The organism is Pseudomonas sp. fls2-241-R2A-110, assembly GCF_030209165.1.
In the GTDB taxonomy this organism is placed as follows: domain Bacteria; phylum Pseudomonadota; class Gammaproteobacteria; order Pseudomonadales; family Pseudomonadaceae; genus Aquipseudomonas.
The window spans coordinates 66,918-84,849 of the sequence record NZ_JARVSN010000017.1; the positions used below are offsets into that span (position 1 = coordinate 66,918).

Sequence of the window (17,932 nt, forward strand, 5' to 3'; positions counted from 1 at the left end):
TGGGAATGCCTCAATGGACGCTCCGCGTCCGCTCTTGAGACACAGAGCGTCTCCGGCTGCATTCCCACGCGGAGCGTGGGAACGATCACGAAGGTGCCTTAGAATTTGTAACCCAGGCCGACCATGTAGATGAACGGGTCGACATCCACATCGACCTTGGCCCGAGTGCCCGGTGCCACGGCGTTGTTTTCCACGGTCGCCGTGGTGTCGATGTCGATGTAGCGCACCTGGGCGTTGAGCATGATGTTGTCGGTGATCATGTAGTCAGCACCGACCTGAAACGCCATGCCCCAAGAGTTATCCGCCTTGAAATTGCTGAAGCCGTTGGCCTGGGCTTCGCTGCTGACGTGTTCGTCGTAGATCCAGGTGTAGTTGATACCTGCACCGACATACGGCTGGAACGGGGACTTCGCAGCCAGCGGGTAGTACACCACGCTCAAGGTGGGCGGCAGGTGTTTGAGGGTGCCGAGTTTGCCGTTGGCTGCGCCCAGGGCAGTGCCTTTGAGCTTCACGTCATGCTCGAATGGCGAGGCCGCCAGCAGCTCGACCCCCCAGTGGCTGTCAATCATGTAAGCGAAGTTCAAGCCCAGTTGCGTGTCGCTGTTCATGGTGGCCTTGCCACCCAGATTGGTGCCGGCCAGCGGGCCTTGGTCGACCTTGACGCTGGAGCTGTCGGCTTTGGGGTTGACGGTGATTGCACCGGCACGAACGATGATGTCGCCCGCTTCGTGGGCGTAGGCGAGCGGGGCTGCGAGCGCGAGGGCAAGTAGCGACGCGCAGAGCTTGGACTTGTGCATGGAGGGCTCCAAAGGACGTTAAAAATATTCGATGTCCAATGGTACGGAGGCGTCTGATCCGGTCTTTTGATGCAGCTCAATGAAACAGTGATGGCCCTTTTTTTAGGGTGCGGCGGATTGCCTCTTCGCGAGCAAGGGATCGCCTAATCCCTGTGGGAGCGGGCTTGCTCGCGAAGGCTATCTATCAAACACCACATCACGACCGGATTCACTCCGGCAGCTCATACACAAAAATCTTGTCAGCCTCCATCTGATACCCCGCATCGGCCAACTCGCTGGTCGAGGCTTTCACCTGCAACGCACCCTCGATCCAGTACGGCTGATACAGCTCATCGAGCTTCACGCCGACGGCGCTTTTCACATGCACGATCTGATTCGACGGCGGTGGCGGCACATGGATGCAGGCACCGAAATACGGCACGAGCAGGAACTCCGTGGTGCGACCTTCTTCACTCACTTCCAGCGGCACGATGTAGCCCGGCAAGCGAATGTTCTGACCATCAAGACTCTTCACCACTGGCGCGTTGGGCATGTCTTGTTTGGCGGCAGGCGCCGATTCAGCGGCCAGCGCATTGCCCATCTGCGACAGGTCGTGCAGCGGCGTCATGTTCGGCACTTCCGGCATGGCGTCCGGTGGAATCATTTCCGACCAAGTCAGTTCTTTCGGCTCGGCTGCCCATAGCGGCAGGGCAACCAGCATCAACAGCGCAAGCAGGGCGCGGGGCATCGTTAACGTCCTCATAGTCGGATCGACAGGCCATCGGCCAGAGATTGGCGATACGCGCGCCAAGCCGGCACGCTGCCCATCAGCAGTGCGGCGATCAGGATGCCACCGAGCAGCGTCCATTCATATTCGCTGGGCCAGGCCAGCGGCAAATACAAACCATAATTGGCTTGCACATACCCCTGCGCCGCGGCGATGCATACGTACAGCAGCGCCACGCCGGCAATCACTCCCGACAGTGCCAGAGCGAACGCTTCCAGCACCAGCAAGGTCGCGATGTGCCACGGCCGCGCGCCCACCGAACGCAGAATCGCCATCTCGCGGCGACGTTCATTGAGGCTGGTGAGAATTGCCGTGAGCATGCCGATCAGCCCGGTCAGCACCACAAACAGCGAGACCACGAACAAGGCTTTTTCCGCCGTGCTCATCAGACTCCAGAGTTCTTGCAGCGCCACGCCCGGCAGGATCGCCAGCATTGGTTCGCCGCGAAACTCGTTGATTTCACGCTGCACGGCGAAGGTGGAAATCTTGTTGTTGAGGCCGAGCATGAACGCGGTGATCGCTTGTGGCGTCAGGTCCATGTTGCGCGCCTGATCGGCGCTGATCCGACCGTTGCCGCGCGCGGGCACACCGTTGTGCCAGTCGATGTGAATGGCTTCCATGCCACCGAGGCTGATGTGCAGCGTGCGATCCACCGGGGTGCCGGTGCGTTTGAGAATGCCGACCACGGTGAATGGCTTGTCGTCGTGCTTGACCAGGCTGATCGCTGCCACACCGTGTGACAGCACCAGTTTGTCGCCGAGCTTGTAGTGCAACGCATCAGCCACTTCGGCGCCGAGCACCACCTCGAACGGATCGGTGGCGAAGGCGCGGCCATCGGCCAGTTCCAGGTGCTGTTGATGGCCGTACTGGTAATGCTCGAAGTACGCCTCGGTGGTGCCCATCACGCGATAACCGCGATGGGAATCACCGAGGGACATCGGGATCGCCCATTTCACTTTCGGGTCGTTGGCGAAGTGCTCGAAACTGTCCCAACGAATGTTGTTGGTGGCGTTACCAATGCGAAACACCGAGTACAGCAACAGGTTCACCGAACCGGACCGCGCACCGACAATCAAGTCAGTGCCGCTGATGGTGCTGGCGAAACTGGCCTTGGCTTCGGTGCGCACCCGCTCCACGGCCAACAACAGGCAGACCGACAGGGCGATGGCGAACGCGGTAAGAATCGCGGTGAAACGGCGGTTAGCCAGGCTGGCCAGGGCTAGACGAAACAAATACATCTCAAACCTCGGACGGGGTGGCGGCGCGATTGAGATCGGCCAGCGACAAATGACGATCGAACAGTGGCGCGAGGCTCTGGTCATGGCTGACAAACAACAGGCTCGATCCGGCTTCGCGGCACTCGGCGAACAGCAGGCGAATAAAGTTTTCGCGCGCGTCGTAATCAAGGGCTGAGGTCGGTTCGTCGGCAATCACCAGTTCGGGCTGACCGATCAATGCGCGAGCAGCGGCGACCCGTTGCTGTTGGCCGATGGACAGCGAATCGGCGCGGCGGCTGAGCAGGCTTTCATCCTTCAGGCCCAAATGGGCGAGCAGGGTGGCTGCGGCCTGATCGACACTGCCGTGACGCTGTTTCGCCCGTTCGGCGCGCAGTCTGGAGAAGTGGCAAGGCAGCTCGACGTTTTCGCGTACCGAGAGAAACGGCAGCAAGTTGAACTGCTGGAAAATGTAGCCGGTGTGATCGACGCGAAAACGGTCACGTGCGCCAGCACCGAGTTCGGTCAGTTCCTGGCCCAGCAGGCGGATGCTGCCGCGATCGGGCTTCTGCACACCGCCGAGCAGGCCGAGCAGGGTGGTTTTACCACTGCCGCTGGGGCCTTTGAGGAACAGGGTTTCACCGGGCTCCAGGCGAAACGCCGGGATATCCAGCAGCGGCGGGTGACCGGGCCAACTGAAGCCCAGGTCGGACAGTTCGATGAGTGCTTGGGTCATGTGAAACCGGTCAGGTTGGTGGTGAACCTTGTGGGAGCGGGCTTGCTCGCGAAAGCGTCATGTCAGTCAACGTCTCCGTTGAATGTGACGGCCCCTTCGCGAGCAAGCCCGCTCCCACATTGGATTTGCGGTGGATTTAGAATTTGAGGGCAGCAGCCTTGGCGGTCACTTCAACCCCTTGCTGGCCGCTCGGGCTGATCAGTTGTACCTGAATCTTCTGGGTCGCCGGGAACGTGTTGAAAATATTCGCCAGATCCAGGTTTTTCAAAGCACCCGGGGCCGCGCAGGTGAATTGATAGTGCGCGTGGATTTCGCTGTGGTCGTGGTGGTGTTCGTCCTTGGCGTCTTCATCGTGATCGGCCTCTGGTTTGTCACCGAACAGCGGGCTTTCCAGTTCCTGGGTCGCCACTGTGCAGCCGGCGGCTTTGGGCAGGTTGAACAGCGCCAGCGGTTTTTCCAGCTGCGCACGGACGGCGGCGACCTTGGCTTTATCGGCATCGGTGGTGGCGGCGTGTTCGAAGCCCACCAGGTTCATCGCCGGGCTTTCCAGCTCCAGTTCCAGAGTCTGGCCATCCAGCGCCGCGTTCAGGCGACCGACGCCATGTTCGTGTGCACCGAGACTGCCATGCTCATGGTCGTGTTCATCCGCAGCATGGGCTACGGCCAGCGGCAGCAGGGCAAACGGCAAAGCGAGAAGCAGACGGCGCATGACGGGTCTCCGGAAAGCAAAATGAATAATTTGTTATGTAATCTTATAACGTAAGTGCGGCGAGTTTGACCGTCTGCTTGGCGTTGCGCAAGTCACATGGGAGCATGCACGTCAGAAATGTGCGGGAGCAGACTCATGTTGCGAATTCGCGGAAGCATCGGCGACTGGCCGGTGGATTTGACGCTGGAGATGGATGACAGCGACTGGGCGCGACTCGGCGCGCAGCTGCAAGTGACCCAGCCTGAGGCCGTTGCGGCGTCGGCCAAGCCGGTGAATCAGGATGATGCGCTGTGGCAGATTGCCAAAGACCTGCTGCGCAAGGCCGGGCAATTGAGCGGGCCGGACTTGCTTGATCAACTGGAAGGGCTGACCGGCAGCGCAGCCTCGGGCAAACGCCTGTTGGTGCGCCTGCGTCACTGCGCCGATGTGAAGGTGACGAGCGGCGGCGATACGCCGCTCTACAGCTGGATCAACGAGGCTTAATAAAGCGCGGCAAACAGTTTGCGGCGGTAGGTGGTCACCAACGGGTGATCGTTGCCCAGCAGTTCGAACACCTGCAGCAAGGTCTTGTGCGGCAGGCCTTCGCTGTAGCTGCGATTGCGGATGAACAGTTTGAGCAACGCATCCAGCGCCGCGTCGTATTGCTGGCGGGCCAACTGCTGGATCGCCAGTTGATACACCGCCTCATCGTCCAGCGGATTTTTCGCCAGGCGCGCTTTCAGGTCGGCCGCATCCGGCAAGTCCTTGGCCTGGCCGAGGAACTGGATCTGCGCCTTGGCGCCGGCCAGCGCCGCTTTGTGCTCATCGCTTTTCACCGCATCCAGCACGGTTTGTGCTTCGCCCAACTCGCCACGTTCAGTCAGGCAGCGGGCATAGAGAATCAGTGCACGAGCGTTGGTGTTGTCTTCGCCCAGCAGCACTTTGAGCACGGCTTCGGCGTCGGCGAAGCGGCTGTCGTCGAACAAGGCCTGAGCCTGCTCGATGGGGTCGGTCGCTGCCGGTGGTGGCATCTGAACATGAGGCTCGAGCATTGCCCGCACCGCCGATTCCGGTTGCGCGCCGGCAAAGCCATCCACCGGTTGACCGTCCTTGAACAGCACCACGGTTGGCAGGCTGCGAATGCCGAAACGGGCGACGATGTCCTGTTCTAGGTCGCAATTGACCTTGGCCAGCAGCAACTCGCCCTGATAGCTCTCGGCGATGGTCTGCAGCATTGGCATCAGCACTTTGCAGGGCGCACACCATTCGGCCCAGAAATCCACCAGCACCGGTTTGTGGAAGGAGTTCTCGATCACCGACTGGTCGAAATCGGCAGTCGTGGCGTCGAAGATATACGGCGTTTCCTGACTCATGGGGGATCTCTTGGAAGCGTGAATAAGGCCACTATACGGCTTGGTGGTGGGCGGCCGGAAGCGGGTTGGCAATCAGTCATCGGGTGAATCTTGAGCCGCTATCGCGAGCAAGCTCGCTCCCACAGGGGTTTCGGGAGAGAAGTAGATCCCGTGTGGGAGCCAGCCTGCTGGCGAAGCTTTTAGCTAGCGCCGCGCGTGGTAGAGGCTTACATAGCGAAACTCTTCAGGCTCGGCCAGGTCCGGCAGGGTCATCGCCTCCAGCATCTCGATGCGTTGATACAGCGGATGACGAAAATCCCTCACCCGCGAATCCGCCACTAGCGCCTGCTGGCCACGGCTCAAAAACTCATCGAGCAACGGCAGGTTCGCCCGGTCATAGAGCACATCGGCCACCAGAATCAGATCGAAGCGATCCGCCTCGGCGAAAAAATCCGTCGAGTAATTGAGCTGTACATCATTGAGTTCAGCATTCGCCCGACACGCCGCGAGCGCCAGCGGGTCCAGGTCACAGGCCACCACTTCCAGTGCGCCAGCCTTGACTGCAGCAATCCCCGCGACCCCGGAGCCGGCGCCGAAATCCAGCACGCGTTTGCCTTTGACCCACTCCGGAAATTCGGCGAGATAACGGGCAACCGCCAGGCCGCTGGCCCAGCAGAAACTCCAGTACGGTGGTTCGTGCAGAATTCGCCGGGTTTCTTCCGGGCTGAAAGCGCGGTCCATGTTGTCGCCGTCGATCAGCCAGAGTTTCAGCTCGCAGTCCGGCAAGGCGACAGGCACAAGCTGCGCATCACCGAGCAATTGCCCCAACGCCTGTTGCAGGTCGAACGGTGCAATCATGGCGCTTTGACGAATTGCAGCTGGCCCAGTGTTTGCGTCGTTGGCTGGGTAATGATCTGCGACGGCAGATGCAAAATCAGCTGGCCGGACTGGCTGGCGCGGCCGCGCAGTTCAACGCGGGCACCCACCGGAAACGAGTCCGGGTTGAAACGCAGGTGAAACGGCAACACTTGATTGGTGCCGATCAGGCTGGAGCTGGCGAGCAATTGTTGCGGACGGGCCTTGTCATCGATCACCAGCAACGCCAATTCGACTTCGGCACCGGCCGGCACGCCTAACAGGGTGCCACTCAATTCGCGCTGATAGGCGGGCAGTGGACCGAGGTTGGCGGACTCTTGGGCTTTCTTCTGCGCCGCCTGCGGGGCAGGCCCCGGCGTTGGCGGCTGGGGCTTGGGCGCATCGCTGCTGCAGGCCACCAGCAGGCTGAAAAGACTGAGCATAACGAGCGGTCTTAGGGACATTTGCGGCTCCAGCGAGGTGAAATCCATGGATCAAGCTCTATAACCCGTCTGTATACCGCAAAGCCTATGGCTTGTCTTGCCACGGGGATGCGCTACCATGGCCCTCCCTTTTTTTGTTGCCTGCCACCATGCACTGTCCCTTCTGCGGTGCCAACGACACCAAGGTCATCGACTCGCGTCTGGTCGCCGAGGGCGAACAGGTGCGCCGCCGGCGTGAATGCCTGGCCTGCGGCGAGCGTTTCACGACGTTCGAGACGGCTGAACTGGTGTTGCCGCGCCTGATAAAAACCGACGGCAGCCGCCAGCCGTTCGACGAAGAAAAACTTCGTGCCGGCATGCAGCGAGCGCTCGAGAAGCGCCCGGTGAGTGTCGAACGCCTCGAATCGTCGCTGGTGCACATCAAACACAAGCTGCGCGCCACCGGTGAGCGCGAGGTCAAATCCCTCGTGGTCGGTGAGCTGGTGATGGCCGAGCTGCAGAAGCTCGACGAAGTCGCCTACATTCGTTTCGCCTCCGTGTATCGCCGCTTCCAGGACCTCAATGAGTTCCGTGAAGAGATCGATCGCCTGGCCCGTGAGCCGGTGAAAGAATGACCACCTCCCCCGAACAAGCCATCCTCGACGCCCATTACATGGCCCGCGCCCTGGAATTGGCACGCAAAGGTCATTACACGACGCACCCCAACCCTCGGGTCGGCTGCGTGATCGTGCGTGACGGCCAAATCGTCGGCGAAGGCTGGCATGTACGCGCCGGCGAACCGCATGCCGAAGTCCACGCCTTGCGCGCCGCCGGTGACAAGGCCCGAGGCGCTACGGCTTACGTGACCCTCGAACCATGCAGCCACCACGGCCGCACGCCGCCCTGCGCCGATGCGCTGGTGAACGCCGGTGTCGCGCGGGTGGTGGCCGGGATGCAGGACCCTAATCCTGCAGTCGCCGGTCGCGGCATGCAGCGTTTGGCCCAGGCCGGTATCGCCATTGAAAGTGGCGTGCTGGAAGGTGAGGCACGCAAGCTCAACGAAGGCTTCCTCAAACGCATGGAACACGGCTTGCCGTTCGTGCGAGTGAAGTTGGCCATGAGCCTGGACGGTCGCACGGCGATGGAAAGTGGCGAAAGCCAATGGATCACCGGCCCGGCTGCACGTTCGGCGGTTCAACGCCTGCGCGCGCAAGCCAGTGTGGTACTGACCGGCGCTGACACGGTGCTGGCAGATAATGCCCGGTTGACCGTACGCGCCGATGAACTGGGGCTGGACGCCGAGCAGACCGCACTCGCCATGAGCCGCCCGCCATTGCGGGTGTTGATCGATGGCCGTTTGCGAGTGCCGCTGGACGCGCCGTTCTTCAAGGCCGGCCCGGCCCTGGTCGCGACCTGCATGGCGGTCGAAGAACAATACGCCAACGGCCCGGAATGCCTGATCGTGACGGGCGAGGATGGTTTGGTCGACCTGCGCAAGTTGCTGGTTGAGCTGGCCCATCGCGACGTCAACGAAGTGTTGGTCGAGGCCGGCCCGCGCCTGGCAGGGGCTTTTGCCCAGCAAGGTCTGGTGGATGAGTTCCAGATTTTCATCGCCGGCAAGTTCCTCGGCTCATCGGCACGGCCGCTGCTCGACTGGCCGCTGGCGCAAATGAAAGACGCACCCGAACTGAAAATTACCGAAATCCGCGCGGTTGGCGATGATTGGCGAGTCATCGCCATTCCTGTGCCAGCGGCGAGCGTATAATTCCCGGCCTGCGTCACGCGTCGGCCCTGTTCTCGAGGAGGACTCCATGTTTACCGGCATCATCGAATCCATCGGCAGTATTCGTGCATTGACCCCAAAAGGCGGAGATGTGCGGGTACATGTAGAAACCGGCAAGCTCGACTTGAGCGACGTCAAACTGGGCGACAGCATCGCGGTCAATGGTGTGTGCCTGACTGCCGTCGAATTGCCAGGCAACGGCTTTGCGGCGGACGTGAGCCGCGAAACCCTCGACTGCACGGCAATGAATGACCTGAAGAGCGGCAGCCCGGTGAACCTGGAAAAAGCCCTGACCCCGACCACTCGCCTCGGCGGACATCTGGTCAGCGGTCACGTCGACGGCGTGGGCGAAGTGGTTGCCCGCACCGAGAACGCACGCGCCGTGGAGTTCCGCATCCGCGCGCCCAAGGAACTGGCCAAGTACATCGCCCATAAAGGCTCGATCACCGTCGACGGCACCAGCCTGACCGTGAACGCGGTCGATGGCGCCGAGTTCCTGCTGACCATCATTCCCCACACCCTGAGCGAAACCATCATGGCCTCGTACCAGCCAGGTCGCCGGGTGAACCTTGAAGTTGACTTGCTGGCACGTTATCTGGAGCGCCTGTTGTTGGGCGACAAGGCTGCAGAGCCTACAAAATCCGGAAACATTACCGAAAGCTTTCTGGCCGAGAACGGCTACCTCAAATCCTGACCCAAGGGGGTGCCTTGTGGCGCTCAATAGCATCGAAGAACTGGTTGAAGACATCCGCCAAGGCAAGATGGTCATCCTCATGGATGACGAAGATCGCGAGAACGAAGGCGACCTGATCATGGCCGCCGAGTGCTGCAAGGCCGAACACATCAACTTCATGGCCAAGCACGCCCGTGGCCTGATCTGCATGCCGATGAGCCGTGAGCGCTGCGAACTGCTCAAGCTGCCCCTGATGGCGCCACGCAACGGTTCCGGTTTCGGCACCAAGTTCACCGTCTCCATCGAAGCGGCCGAAGGCGTGACCACCGGCATCTCCGCTGCCGACCGTGCGCGCACCGTGCAAGCGGCTGCCGCGAAAGACGCCAAGGCTGAAGACATCGTCAGCCCAGGCCACATTTTTCCGCTGATGGCCCAGGCCGGCGGCACACTCGCTCGCGCCGGTCACACCGAAGCGGCTTGCGATCTTGCGCGCATGGCCGGTTTCGAGCCGAGCGGCGTGATCTGCGAAGTGATGAACGACGACGGCACCATGTCCCGCCGCACCGAACTCGAAGCCTTCGCGGCTGAACACAACATCAAGATCGGCACCATCGCCGACCTGATTCACTACCGGATGATCCACGAACGTACCGTTCAGCGGATTGCCGAGCAGCCTTTGGACAGCGAACTGGGCCAGTTCAACCTGGTGACCTATCGTGATTCCGTGGAAGGCGACGTACACATGGCCCTGACCCTGGGCACCGTGTGCGCTGATGAACCGACCCTGGTTCGGGTGCATAACATGGACCCGCTGCGCGACCTGTTGATGGTCAAGCAACCGGGGCGCTGGAGCCTGCGCGCCGCGATGGCTGCGGTGGCCGAGGCTGGCAGCGGTGTGGTGTTGTTGCTGGGTCACCCGCTCGATGGCGACGTGTTGCTGGCGCATATCCGCGAAACCGCGGATCAAAGCGCAGTGAAAAAACCGACCACCTACAGCATTGTCGGTGCCGGTTCGCAGATCCTTCGGGACCTGGGCGTACGCAAAATGCGGTTGATGAGCGCGCCAATGAAATTTAATGCGATATCCGGTTTTGATCTGGAAGTTGTAGAATACGTGCCCTCCGAATAATGACCGGTTGTTCCCGGCCCTGTATTCGCGGTTCAAATATCACTGAGGGATGCGTAGAAAACGCGTCCCGGCTCTTTAAGAGATCTAACGAATGACCCTGAAGACCATCGAAGGTACCTTCATCGCCCCTAAAGGCCGCTACGCTTTGGTAGTGGGCCGTTTCAACAGCTTCGTCGTTGAAAGCCTGGTCAGCGGTGCAGTTGATGCCCTGGTTCGCCATGGCGTGAGCGAAAGCGACATCACCATCATCCGTGCGCCTGGCGCCTTCGAAATTCCCCTGGTTGCGCAGAAAGTCGCTCAAAAGGGTGAATACGCGGCAATCATCGCCTTGGGCGCGGTCATTCGTGGCGGTACTCCGCACTTCGAATACGTGGCGGGCGAATGCACCAAGGGCCTGGCCCAGGTGTCCATGGAGTTCGGCGTTCCGGTCGCTTTCGGCGTCCTGACCGTTGATTCCATCGAACAAGCCATCGAACGTTCCGGCACCAAGGCCGGTAACAAAGGTGCTGAAGCTGCCCTGTCCGCTCTGGAAATGGTCAGCCTGCTGGCGCAGTTGGAGGCCAAGTGATTAGCGACGAAAGCGATCGTTTCAACCCGCGCGATCCAAAGCCTGCGGATGCCGGCAAGCCATCGAAAAGCGTCAAGCGTCGCGAAGCCCGTCAGCTCGCGACTCAGGCGCTGTATCAATGGCACATGGCCAAGCAGTCGCTGAACGAGATCGAAGCGCAGTTTCGGGTCGATAACGATTTCAGCGATGTCGACGGTGCCTACTTCCGCGAAATCCTGCACGGGGTTCCGCAGTTCAAGACCGAGATCGACACCGCGCTCAAGCCTTGCCTGGATTTGACCATCGAAGAGCTGGACCCGGTTGAACTGGCGGTTCTGCGTCTGTCGACCTGGGAACTGCTCAAGCGTGTCGACGTGCCATACCGCGTTGTGATCAACGAAGGTATCGAACTGGCCAAGGTCTTCGGTTCCACCGACGGCCACAAGTTCGTCAACGGCGTGCTCGACAAGCTGGCCCCGCGTCTGCGTGAAGCTGAAGTGAAGGCGTTCAAGCGCTAATCGGCGCTTGTTATCGCTATGGGTGAGTTTGAGCTGATCCGCAATTTCTTCGCCGCCGCGCCTTGTGCGCAGGGCGGCGAGGGCGTTGCTCTCGGGATCGGCGATGACTGCGCCTTGCTGACGGTTCCTCCCGGGGAGCAGTTGGCCATTTCCACCGACACGCTGGTTGCCGGCGTGCATTTCGCAGATCCCTGCGATCCGTTTCTGCTAGGTCAGCGCTCGCTGGCCGTCGCGGTCAGCGATCTGGCCGCCATGGGCGCCACCCCGATTGCCTTTACCCTTGCCCTGACCTTGCCGACGGTGACCGCCGATTGGCTGCAGGCCTACGCCCTTGGTTTGACCGTCATGGCGCAGGGCTGCGGTGTGGCATTGGTGGGCGGTGATACCACCCGCGGACCGTTGAGCCTGACGATGACGGTGTTTGGGCGCGTGCCGACAGGTCAGGCGTTGACTCGCAGCGGGGCGCAGCCAGGCGATTTGCTCTGTGTGGGCGGCGAGTTGGGAAATGGCGCTGGCGCCTTGCCGCTGGTACTCGGGCAGCGAACCGCCGATGTGGCCATCGCCGACCCCCTGCTGCGCCATTACTGGTCACCGCAACCGCAACTGGCTCTAGGTCAGGCGCTACGTGGCAAAGCCACCTCCGCGCTGGATATCTCCGACGGTCTGCTGGCTGACTGCGGGCATATCGCCCTGGCGTCGAGAGTCGGCATTCAGGTTGAACGGGACCGATTGCCGCTGTCCAACGCTTTGGTGGCTTTCCTTGGCCAATCGGGTGCCGAAAGCGCAGCCTTGAGTGGTGGTGACGATTACGTGCTGGCCTTCACCCTGCCGTCCGTCGAGTTACCCGCGTTGCTGGTCGACGGCTGGCCGATCCATGTGGTCGGGCGTGTTGTAGCTGGGCAGGGCGTCGTGCTGCTGGATGCCGATGGACAAGACATCACCCCGCAAACCCGCGGCTATCAACATTTTCGGGAGACACCGTGACAGATCATCCCAAACAGGTCCCGGCGGAATTCGTACCGCCGTCGGTCTGGCGCAATCCCTGGCACTTCCTGGCGTTCGGCTTCGGCTCGGGCACCTTGCCAAAAGCACCGGGCACCTGGGGGTCGTTAGTTGCGCTACCCTTTATCCCGTTATGGCAGATGCTGCCCGATTGGGGCTACTGGCTGATGCTGGGCGTCACCATGCTGTTCGGCTTCTGGCTGTGCGGCAAGGTTGCCGACGATTTGCGGGTACACGACCACGAAGGCATCGTCTGGGACGAAATGGTCGGGATGTGGATCACCCTGTGGCTGGTGCCGGACGGTTGGTACTGGTTACTGGCGGGATTCCTGATGTTCCGCTTCTTCGACATTCTCAAGCCCTGGCCGATTCGCTGGATCGACCGGCATGTGCACGGTGGCGTCGGGATCATGCTCGACGATGTATTGGCAGGCGTATTTGCGTGGCTGGCGATGCAGGGGTTGGTATGGATTTTCGCCTGACAGGCGAAACAGGGGACTAAGGATGGCTCTGCGCTGGTTGGCTATGATGGTTTTCACCACGTTTTGCTCGCTTGCCAGCGCGGGCGATGCCGCGACGACACCGTCGGTGATTCATCTGGCCAGCGAAGACTGGGAAGACTACACCGCCGCTGACGGTCATGGCCTGGGTTGGGACGTGCTGCGGGAGGTGTTCGAGCCGGCCGGCGTCAAACTGGATATCCGCACAGAACCCTACATCCGCGCCATCGGCCTGGCACAGCGGGGTGAAGTAGACGCCTGTGTCGGTTCCTATCGTGATGAGACTCACGATCTGCTCTATCCGCGCTGGAGTTTCGATACCGACCACATCTATGCCTTGGGGCTGGCGAGCAATCCGGCGCCGACCCCGGAAACGCTGGGCAACTATCGGCTGGCCTGGGTCCGTGGCTACAGCTTCCAGGATTACCTGCCCAACGTGAGTCGCTATAACGAAGTCATTCGGCGCACCGGCATTCTGTCGATGCTGATCCACAATCGAGCCGACTACTACATCGACGCACTCGCCGAGGTCGACTTTATCCTCAAGAGCGCCAAGGATCGGGCGCAGTTTAGTCGCACACACATCGCAGATTTGCCGCTGTACCTGTGTTTCGCGGATACGCCAAAGGCTCGCACGTTGATGGCACTGTTCGACGAGCGCATGGAGCTGCTGGTGAAAAGCGGTCGGCTGAAACCGATCTTCGAACGCTGGAAACAGCCGTATCCATTCGATTCGAACTGAACACGGATCTATTGGTTGATGCTGAACCCCTGTGGGAGCGAGCTTGCTCGCGATGGCGGTCTGTCAGATACAAATATGCAGACAGACACACGCCATCGCGAGCAAGCTCGCTCCCACAAGGAGGCTTTGGTGGGCCTGGGATCGAACTTTTTGATCGTTATGCCCCATAATTCAGCCTAAGCGTCCACGGGAGCGTGCTGTTACAATGCCGCGTCTGCGAATCTCCAGTACTTATTGATCAGGAGCACACCGGTGCCTGTCGTTTTTGTCGCCGCTTCCAAGCTGCCAACGCCTTTTGCGCAATTCACCATGCACGGCTTTCTCGATGAAGAAAACGGGCGCGAGCACGTTGTGTTGAGCCTGGGTGAGTTCGACGATGGTGCCCCGGTACTCGGCCGGTTGCACTCCGAATGCCTGACGGGCGATGCCTTGTTCAGCCAGCGTTGCGACTGCGGCTCGCAACTTGAGGCCGCGTTGCAGGCCATCGCCCGCGAAGGGCGCGGCGTGCTGCTTTACCTGCGTCAGGAAGGCCGGGGCATTGGCCTGTTGAACAAGATCCGTGCCTATGAATTGCAGGACGGCGGCGCCGACACCGTTGAAGCCAACGAGCGTCTGGGCTTTGCCGCCGACCAGCGCGATTACGCCATGTGCCTGCCAATGCTGGAGCACTTGGGCGTGAAATCCCTGCGCCTGATGACCAACAACCCACGCAAGGTCAAAGCCCTGACCGACATGGGTATCGTGGTCGCCGAGCGCGTGCCGCTGCACACCGGCCATAATCCGCACAACAAACTCTATCTGGCCACCAAGGCCAGCAAGCTCGACCACATGATGGGCAACGAGCATCAGGGCGAGGCAGACCGGGCGTGACGCGCGGTCAGGTTCGGCGGCGGCTGTCTTTCAACTGGTGGCAGTATTTGGCCCTGGCCTTGCTGCCGCTGTTCGTGATCAATGGCGTATTCGGTCAAAGCGAGGCGATTCTGCCGGTGCTGGCGATGCCGTTGTTCATTGCTGGCGTGGCCTCGATGTTTGTCAGCCTGAAGTTTTTCGGTGGCTACAAGCACGCGCTGATCGCCACCCAGAAAGCCCTCGACACCCCTGAAGAACCCGCAGCCTGGATCGCCCTGGCGGCCAAGCGCCGCATCGCGTTCCTGGCGGCAGCACTGCCGGCCTGGATCGGCGCGCTGGCGGTGTTTGTCGGCCTTGAAGCGGTGCCATTGGTTCTGCTTGCGCTGTCGACCACGGTGCTGTTCTACCTCTACCGTATCCCGCGTCAACTCGGCTGATGGTTCGTGTCTGGCTGGCGGTGATGCTGCTGGCCGTCAGCGGCTCGGCGTTCGCGGCCTTGCGGGTTGTCAGCCTCGCGCCGTCACTTTCTGAAATCGTTGTCGAGTTGAACTCGGCGGACCTACTGGTCGGCGTGCTGGATGCCGGTGAGCGTCCTGCCGAACTCGACGGTCTTCCATCCGTTGGCCGCTACGGCCAGTTGGACATGGAACGGTTGCTCAGCCTCAAGCCCGATTTATTGCTGCTATGGCCGGGCAGTGTAGGTCCGGCCCAGCGTGACCAGCTCAAGCGACTGAACATTTCCACCTACGTCGCCGAACCGCACAACCTCGGCCAGCTGACCACGCAGATTGAAGCAATTGCTGCGCAGCTCGGCCGGCCTGGGCGTGGCGTTTCATTGGCCACAGCGTTGCGTCAGCGACTGGCTACCCTGCGCCAGCGCTATCGTCGGGATGAGCCGTTACGGGTGTTTTATCAGGTGTGGGACCGGCCGCTGTACACCGTTGGCGGTGAGCAGATCATCAGCGATGCGCTTGACGTGTGTGGCGCACGTAATGTGTTCGCGGACCTGACGTTGCCTGCGCCGCAGGTCAGTGTCGAGGCGGTGTTGCAGCGCAATCCCGAGGTGATTCTGGCAAGCGACCAGGCGCAGCTCAATGCGTGGAAGGCCTGGCCTCAGGTCGCGGCGGTGGCGCAGGGGCAATTGTTGTTGGTCGCGGACAAGGGCCTTGAGCGGCCGAGTGGTCAGATGATCGAGGCGACCGCCAAACTCTGCCAGGTGATCGCGCCGGACCGCTGAGACCGAGGCGCATTCATCGCGAGCAGGCTCGCTCCCACAGGGGGGGTGTCGCTCACAGATCCAGTGTGGGAGCGAGCCTGCTCGCGATGAGGCCCGCCCAAACACCAAAAATCTCAGATCAGATTTCGGGCGTCCAGGTCACCCCGAACATCCACGCCCGACCTTCCTCGCGATACCCATACTGACTGCCCTCATGGCTGTACAGCGCCCGGCTGTAACCCTTGTCCAGCAGGTTATCGACCTTCAACTCAAGCTTGATCCCGCGATTGAGCTCCCAGCTACTGCGCAACCCGAGCAATGCATACCCGCCCAGGGCTTGCTGATTGTCCTTGTCGTCGTAACTGCTGCTCACCGCCTGCCAACTGGCGCCGAGCCCGAGCCGGTCAAACTGCCGATCCAGATCCAGGCTCAACGTCCGCCGCGCACGACGAGCCAGGGTGTGACCGCTGTCGCGATCCCGTGGGTCGATGATCGCCACGCCAAGGTTGCTTTGCCAGCCGAACAGCTCTTGTTTCAGCGCCGCTTCAAAACCGTTGATCCGCGCGGAAGCCACGTTCTGCGGGCGAGAGTTGCTGCCGAAAATAATCGCGTCTTCAAGGTCTGTCCGGTACAGCGAGGTTTCCAGTCGGCTGCTGTCGGTCAACTGGCTGCGCCATTGCAGCTCATAGCTTTTCGAGGTTTCGGGCTTGAGGTCGGGGTTACTGAAATCCGGGTAATACAGGTCGTTGAAGGTTGGCGCGCGAAAACCTTCGCTGTAGGTCAACAGCACGTCGTTGTCCGGGTTCAGCGGCAGGGTAAAAGTGCCGCTCCAGCTGTTCTGGCCACCGAACTGCTGGTTCTCGTCTCGGCGCAGCCCCAGTTCCGTGGAGAAGCTGTCCGCCCGGTAGCGATGCTGGATAAACGCCGCGCGGTTCCAGCGGCTGTCCTCGTCGAAGGGTGTGCTGCTGTTGATCCGGTCTTCGTACCAATCGCTGCCGAGGATCAGGCTGTTGCGCTCGTTGAGCGTCAAATCGTTCTGCCAGTTCACTGAATCACGGTAGGTGTTGAACACGCTGCGCTCGTCGCTGAGCTTGTCGAAAGTCTTTTCGCGGTTTTCGCTGTGGCCGAATTCGATGCGGGTTTTCCAGAGGTCGTTAACCCGGGCATCGACGTAACTGCTGATGCTGCTGATGTCAAAATCGCTGTAAGGCTGCTGCTGGACCGATTCGAAGGTGCTCGTGTCGAAGCGCCCGAACGGGTTGTCGAACTCGCTTTTGCCACGGTTATCGAGGACGTTGGCGCCGATTTCGATGTCGTCGGCAAGGGCGTGGCTCAGGCTCAGGCTGATAGATTTATTGCGGTACTCGTCGTGATCGCCGTCGCTGGGATACGACTCGTGAGTGCGATTGATCCCGGCGCTTTCATCAAGGCTGGTGCCAAGGTTGAAACGGGTTTTCTCATCGCCGCCAGACACGCCGAGGCTGCGTTCCCAGGTCTGATGGCTACCGAATCCCACGTGCATCCGTGGCTGCAAGCCCGGTTCGCCGCCACGGCGGGTGAAAATCTGAATCACCCCGCCAATCGCATCGCTGCCGTAGATCACCGAGCGCGAGCCGCGCAACACTTCCACGCGCTCGACCTGTTCGATGTTGATGTGTTGCAGGTTGCTGTCGCCAGACGTCGAGTTGCCAATCCGTTGGCCATCCACCAACACCAGGCTTTGCGCCGAGTTTGTGCCGCGAATGTAAATCCCCGGCAGACTGCCGCGACCGCCGGTTTGCGCGACTTGCACGCCAGGCACGCGACTGAGCAAGTCAGTGACGCTGACCGGTTGCAGGCGGTCGATGTCCTCGCGGGTGAACACGGTATTGGCGGCGCTGCTGTCGTTGCGCGCTTCGACCTGACGGTTGGCGCTGATCAGAATGTCCGGCAGCTTCAGGGCCTCATCGCGTTCGAAGGTGTCGGCCAGCAGTGGGCCGGCCGGCAGAAGCGTCAGCGTCAGGGCGAGGGGGGAGAGTTTCATTGGGCAGTCCGTTGGCGCTTTAAAGCGAACACAAATTTTGAAAGGCATGGAAAAGCAATGTGGGAGCGGGCTTGCCCGCGATGACGGAGTGTCAGTCAATGAATAAGTCGACTGTCATTC

The 17,932-nt window shown here is 61.0% G+C and carries 22 protein-coding genes; 13 read left to right on the forward strand and 9 right to left on the reverse strand.

The annotated features are described in order from the left end of the window. Positions 1-98: 98 nt before the first annotated feature. The 5 genes from QRN31_RS12955 to QRN31_RS12975 all read right to left on the reverse strand — a co-directional run bounded on the left by QRN31_RS12955 (position 99) and on the right by QRN31_RS12975 (position 4,222). Positions 99-797, reverse strand: coding sequence for an OmpW/AlkL family protein (locus QRN31_RS12955; protein ID WP_285432400.1), 699 nt, complete (start codon positions 795-797; stop codon positions 99-101). Positions 798-1,005: 208 nt separating this feature from the next. Continuing rightward, positions 1,006-1,524, reverse strand: a complete 519-nt coding sequence (locus QRN31_RS12960; RefSeq protein WP_090179313.1) for a DUF3299 domain-containing protein — start codon at positions 1,522-1,524, stop codon at positions 1,006-1,008. Between the two features lie 11 nt (positions 1,525-1,535). Next, positions 1,536-2,801, reverse strand: a complete 1,266-nt coding sequence (locus QRN31_RS12965) for an ABC transporter permease (RefSeq protein WP_208671250.1) — start codon at positions 2,799-2,801, stop codon at positions 1,536-1,538. Between the two features lies 1 nt (position 2,802). Further along, positions 2,803-3,513 carry an ABC transporter ATP-binding protein gene (locus tag QRN31_RS12970; protein WP_259156179.1) on the reverse strand — a complete coding sequence of 237 codons (711 nt, stop codon included), beginning with the start codon at positions 3,511-3,513 and terminating at the stop codon, positions 2,803-2,805. Between the two features lie 136 nt (positions 3,514-3,649). Beyond that, positions 3,650-4,222: a DUF2796 domain-containing protein gene (locus tag QRN31_RS12975; RefSeq protein ID WP_285432403.1), complete on the reverse strand. Its 573-nt coding sequence runs from the start codon at positions 4,220-4,222 to the stop codon at positions 3,650-3,652. A gap of 135 nt (positions 4,223-4,357) precedes the next feature. Between QRN31_RS12975 and QRN31_RS12980 the strand changes: the two genes are divergently transcribed. Next, positions 4,358-4,705, forward strand: coding sequence for a hypothetical protein (locus QRN31_RS12980; RefSeq protein WP_285432404.1), 348 nt, complete (start codon positions 4,358-4,360; stop codon positions 4,703-4,705). Here the strand turns inward: QRN31_RS12980 and trxA are convergent. From trxA to QRN31_RS12995, 3 genes are all read right to left on the reverse strand, one after another. Beyond that, entirely contained in the window at positions 4,702-5,574 is an 873-nt protein-coding gene (trxA, locus tag QRN31_RS12985; RefSeq protein ID WP_285432405.1) for a thioredoxin, read from the reverse strand. The genes QRN31_RS12980 and trxA overlap by 4 nt on opposite strands. 183 nt (positions 5,575-5,757) lie before the next feature. After that, positions 5,758-6,411 (reverse strand): class I SAM-dependent methyltransferase, encoded by a 654-nt coding sequence (locus QRN31_RS12990; protein WP_285432406.1) that lies wholly within the window; start codon positions 6,409-6,411, stop codon positions 5,758-5,760. Further along, the gene (locus QRN31_RS12995) at positions 6,408-6,872 is read right to left on the reverse strand and encodes a hypothetical protein (RefSeq protein WP_285432408.1); all 465 of its coding nucleotides are present in this window, start codon (positions 6,870-6,872) and stop codon (positions 6,408-6,410) included. The genes QRN31_RS12990 and QRN31_RS12995 overlap by 4 nt, the downstream gene beginning before the upstream one ends. 128 nt (positions 6,873-7,000) lie before the next feature. Between QRN31_RS12995 and nrdR the strand changes: the two genes are divergently transcribed. The 12 genes from nrdR to QRN31_RS13055 all read left to right on the forward strand — a co-directional run bounded on the left by nrdR (position 7,001) and on the right by QRN31_RS13055 (position 15,810). Then, on the forward strand, positions 7,001-7,465 hold the full coding sequence (gene nrdR, locus QRN31_RS13000; RefSeq protein ID WP_003228656.1) for a transcriptional regulator NrdR: 465 nt from the start codon (positions 7,001-7,003) through the stop codon (positions 7,463-7,465). Then, a complete protein-coding gene (gene ribD, locus QRN31_RS13005; RefSeq protein ID WP_285432410.1) occupies positions 7,462-8,595 on the forward strand; it encodes a bifunctional diaminohydroxyphosphoribosylaminopyrimidine deaminase/5-amino-6-(5-phosphoribosylamino)uracil reductase RibD in 1,134 nt (377 codons plus the stop codon). The genes nrdR and ribD overlap by 4 nt, the downstream gene beginning before the upstream one ends. Before the next feature lie 46 nt (positions 8,596-8,641). Beyond that, positions 8,642-9,307: a riboflavin synthase gene (locus QRN31_RS13010; protein ID WP_285432411.1), complete on the forward strand. Its 666-nt coding sequence runs from the start codon at positions 8,642-8,644 to the stop codon at positions 9,305-9,307. A 16-nt stretch (positions 9,308-9,323) separates the two neighbouring features. Next, positions 9,324-10,415, forward strand: coding sequence for a bifunctional 3,4-dihydroxy-2-butanone-4-phosphate synthase/GTP cyclohydrolase II (gene ribBA, locus QRN31_RS13015; RefSeq protein ID WP_285432412.1), 1,092 nt, complete (start codon positions 9,324-9,326; stop codon positions 10,413-10,415). A gap of 91 nt (positions 10,416-10,506) precedes the next feature. Next, a complete protein-coding gene (gene ribH / locus QRN31_RS13020) occupies positions 10,507-10,983 on the forward strand; it encodes a 6,7-dimethyl-8-ribityllumazine synthase (protein WP_003185938.1) in 477 nt (158 codons plus the stop codon). Continuing rightward, a complete protein-coding gene (gene nusB / locus QRN31_RS13025) occupies positions 10,980-11,480 on the forward strand; it encodes a transcription antitermination factor NusB (protein WP_103403407.1) in 501 nt (166 codons plus the stop codon). The genes ribH and nusB overlap by 4 nt, the downstream gene beginning before the upstream one ends. 18 nt (positions 11,481-11,498) lie before the next feature. After that, entirely contained in the window at positions 11,499-12,464 is a 966-nt protein-coding gene (gene thiL / locus QRN31_RS13030; protein ID WP_285432416.1) for a thiamine-phosphate kinase, read from the forward strand. Further along, entirely contained in the window at positions 12,461-12,964 is a 504-nt protein-coding gene (locus QRN31_RS13035; RefSeq protein WP_285432418.1) for a phosphatidylglycerophosphatase A family protein, read from the forward strand. The genes thiL and QRN31_RS13035 overlap by 4 nt, the downstream gene beginning before the upstream one ends. A gap of 22 nt (positions 12,965-12,986) precedes the next feature. Continuing rightward, a complete protein-coding gene (locus tag QRN31_RS13040) occupies positions 12,987-13,724 on the forward strand; it encodes a substrate-binding periplasmic protein (protein WP_285432420.1) in 738 nt (245 codons plus the stop codon). Between the two features lie 252 nt (positions 13,725-13,976). Next, positions 13,977-14,594: a GTP cyclohydrolase II gene (gene ribA, locus QRN31_RS13045; RefSeq protein ID WP_045057501.1), complete on the forward strand. Its 618-nt coding sequence runs from the start codon at positions 13,977-13,979 to the stop codon at positions 14,592-14,594. Continuing rightward, positions 14,591-15,010: an MFS transporter gene (locus tag QRN31_RS13050; protein WP_285432422.1), complete on the forward strand. Its 420-nt coding sequence runs from the start codon at positions 14,591-14,593 to the stop codon at positions 15,008-15,010. The genes ribA and QRN31_RS13050 overlap by 4 nt, the downstream gene beginning before the upstream one ends. Continuing rightward, positions 15,010-15,810, forward strand: coding sequence for a cobalamin-binding protein (locus tag QRN31_RS13055; RefSeq protein WP_285432423.1), 801 nt, complete (start codon positions 15,010-15,012; stop codon positions 15,808-15,810). Before QRN31_RS13050 ends, QRN31_RS13055 begins: the two co-directional genes overlap by 1 nt. 118 nt (positions 15,811-15,928) lie before the next feature. Here QRN31_RS13055 and QRN31_RS13060 read toward each other — a convergent pair whose 3' ends face one another. After that, on the reverse strand, positions 15,929-17,812 hold the full coding sequence (locus QRN31_RS13060) for a TonB-dependent receptor domain-containing protein (RefSeq protein ID WP_285432425.1): 1,884 nt from the start codon (positions 17,810-17,812) through the stop codon (positions 15,929-15,931). Positions 17,813-17,932 lie beyond the last annotated feature (120 nt).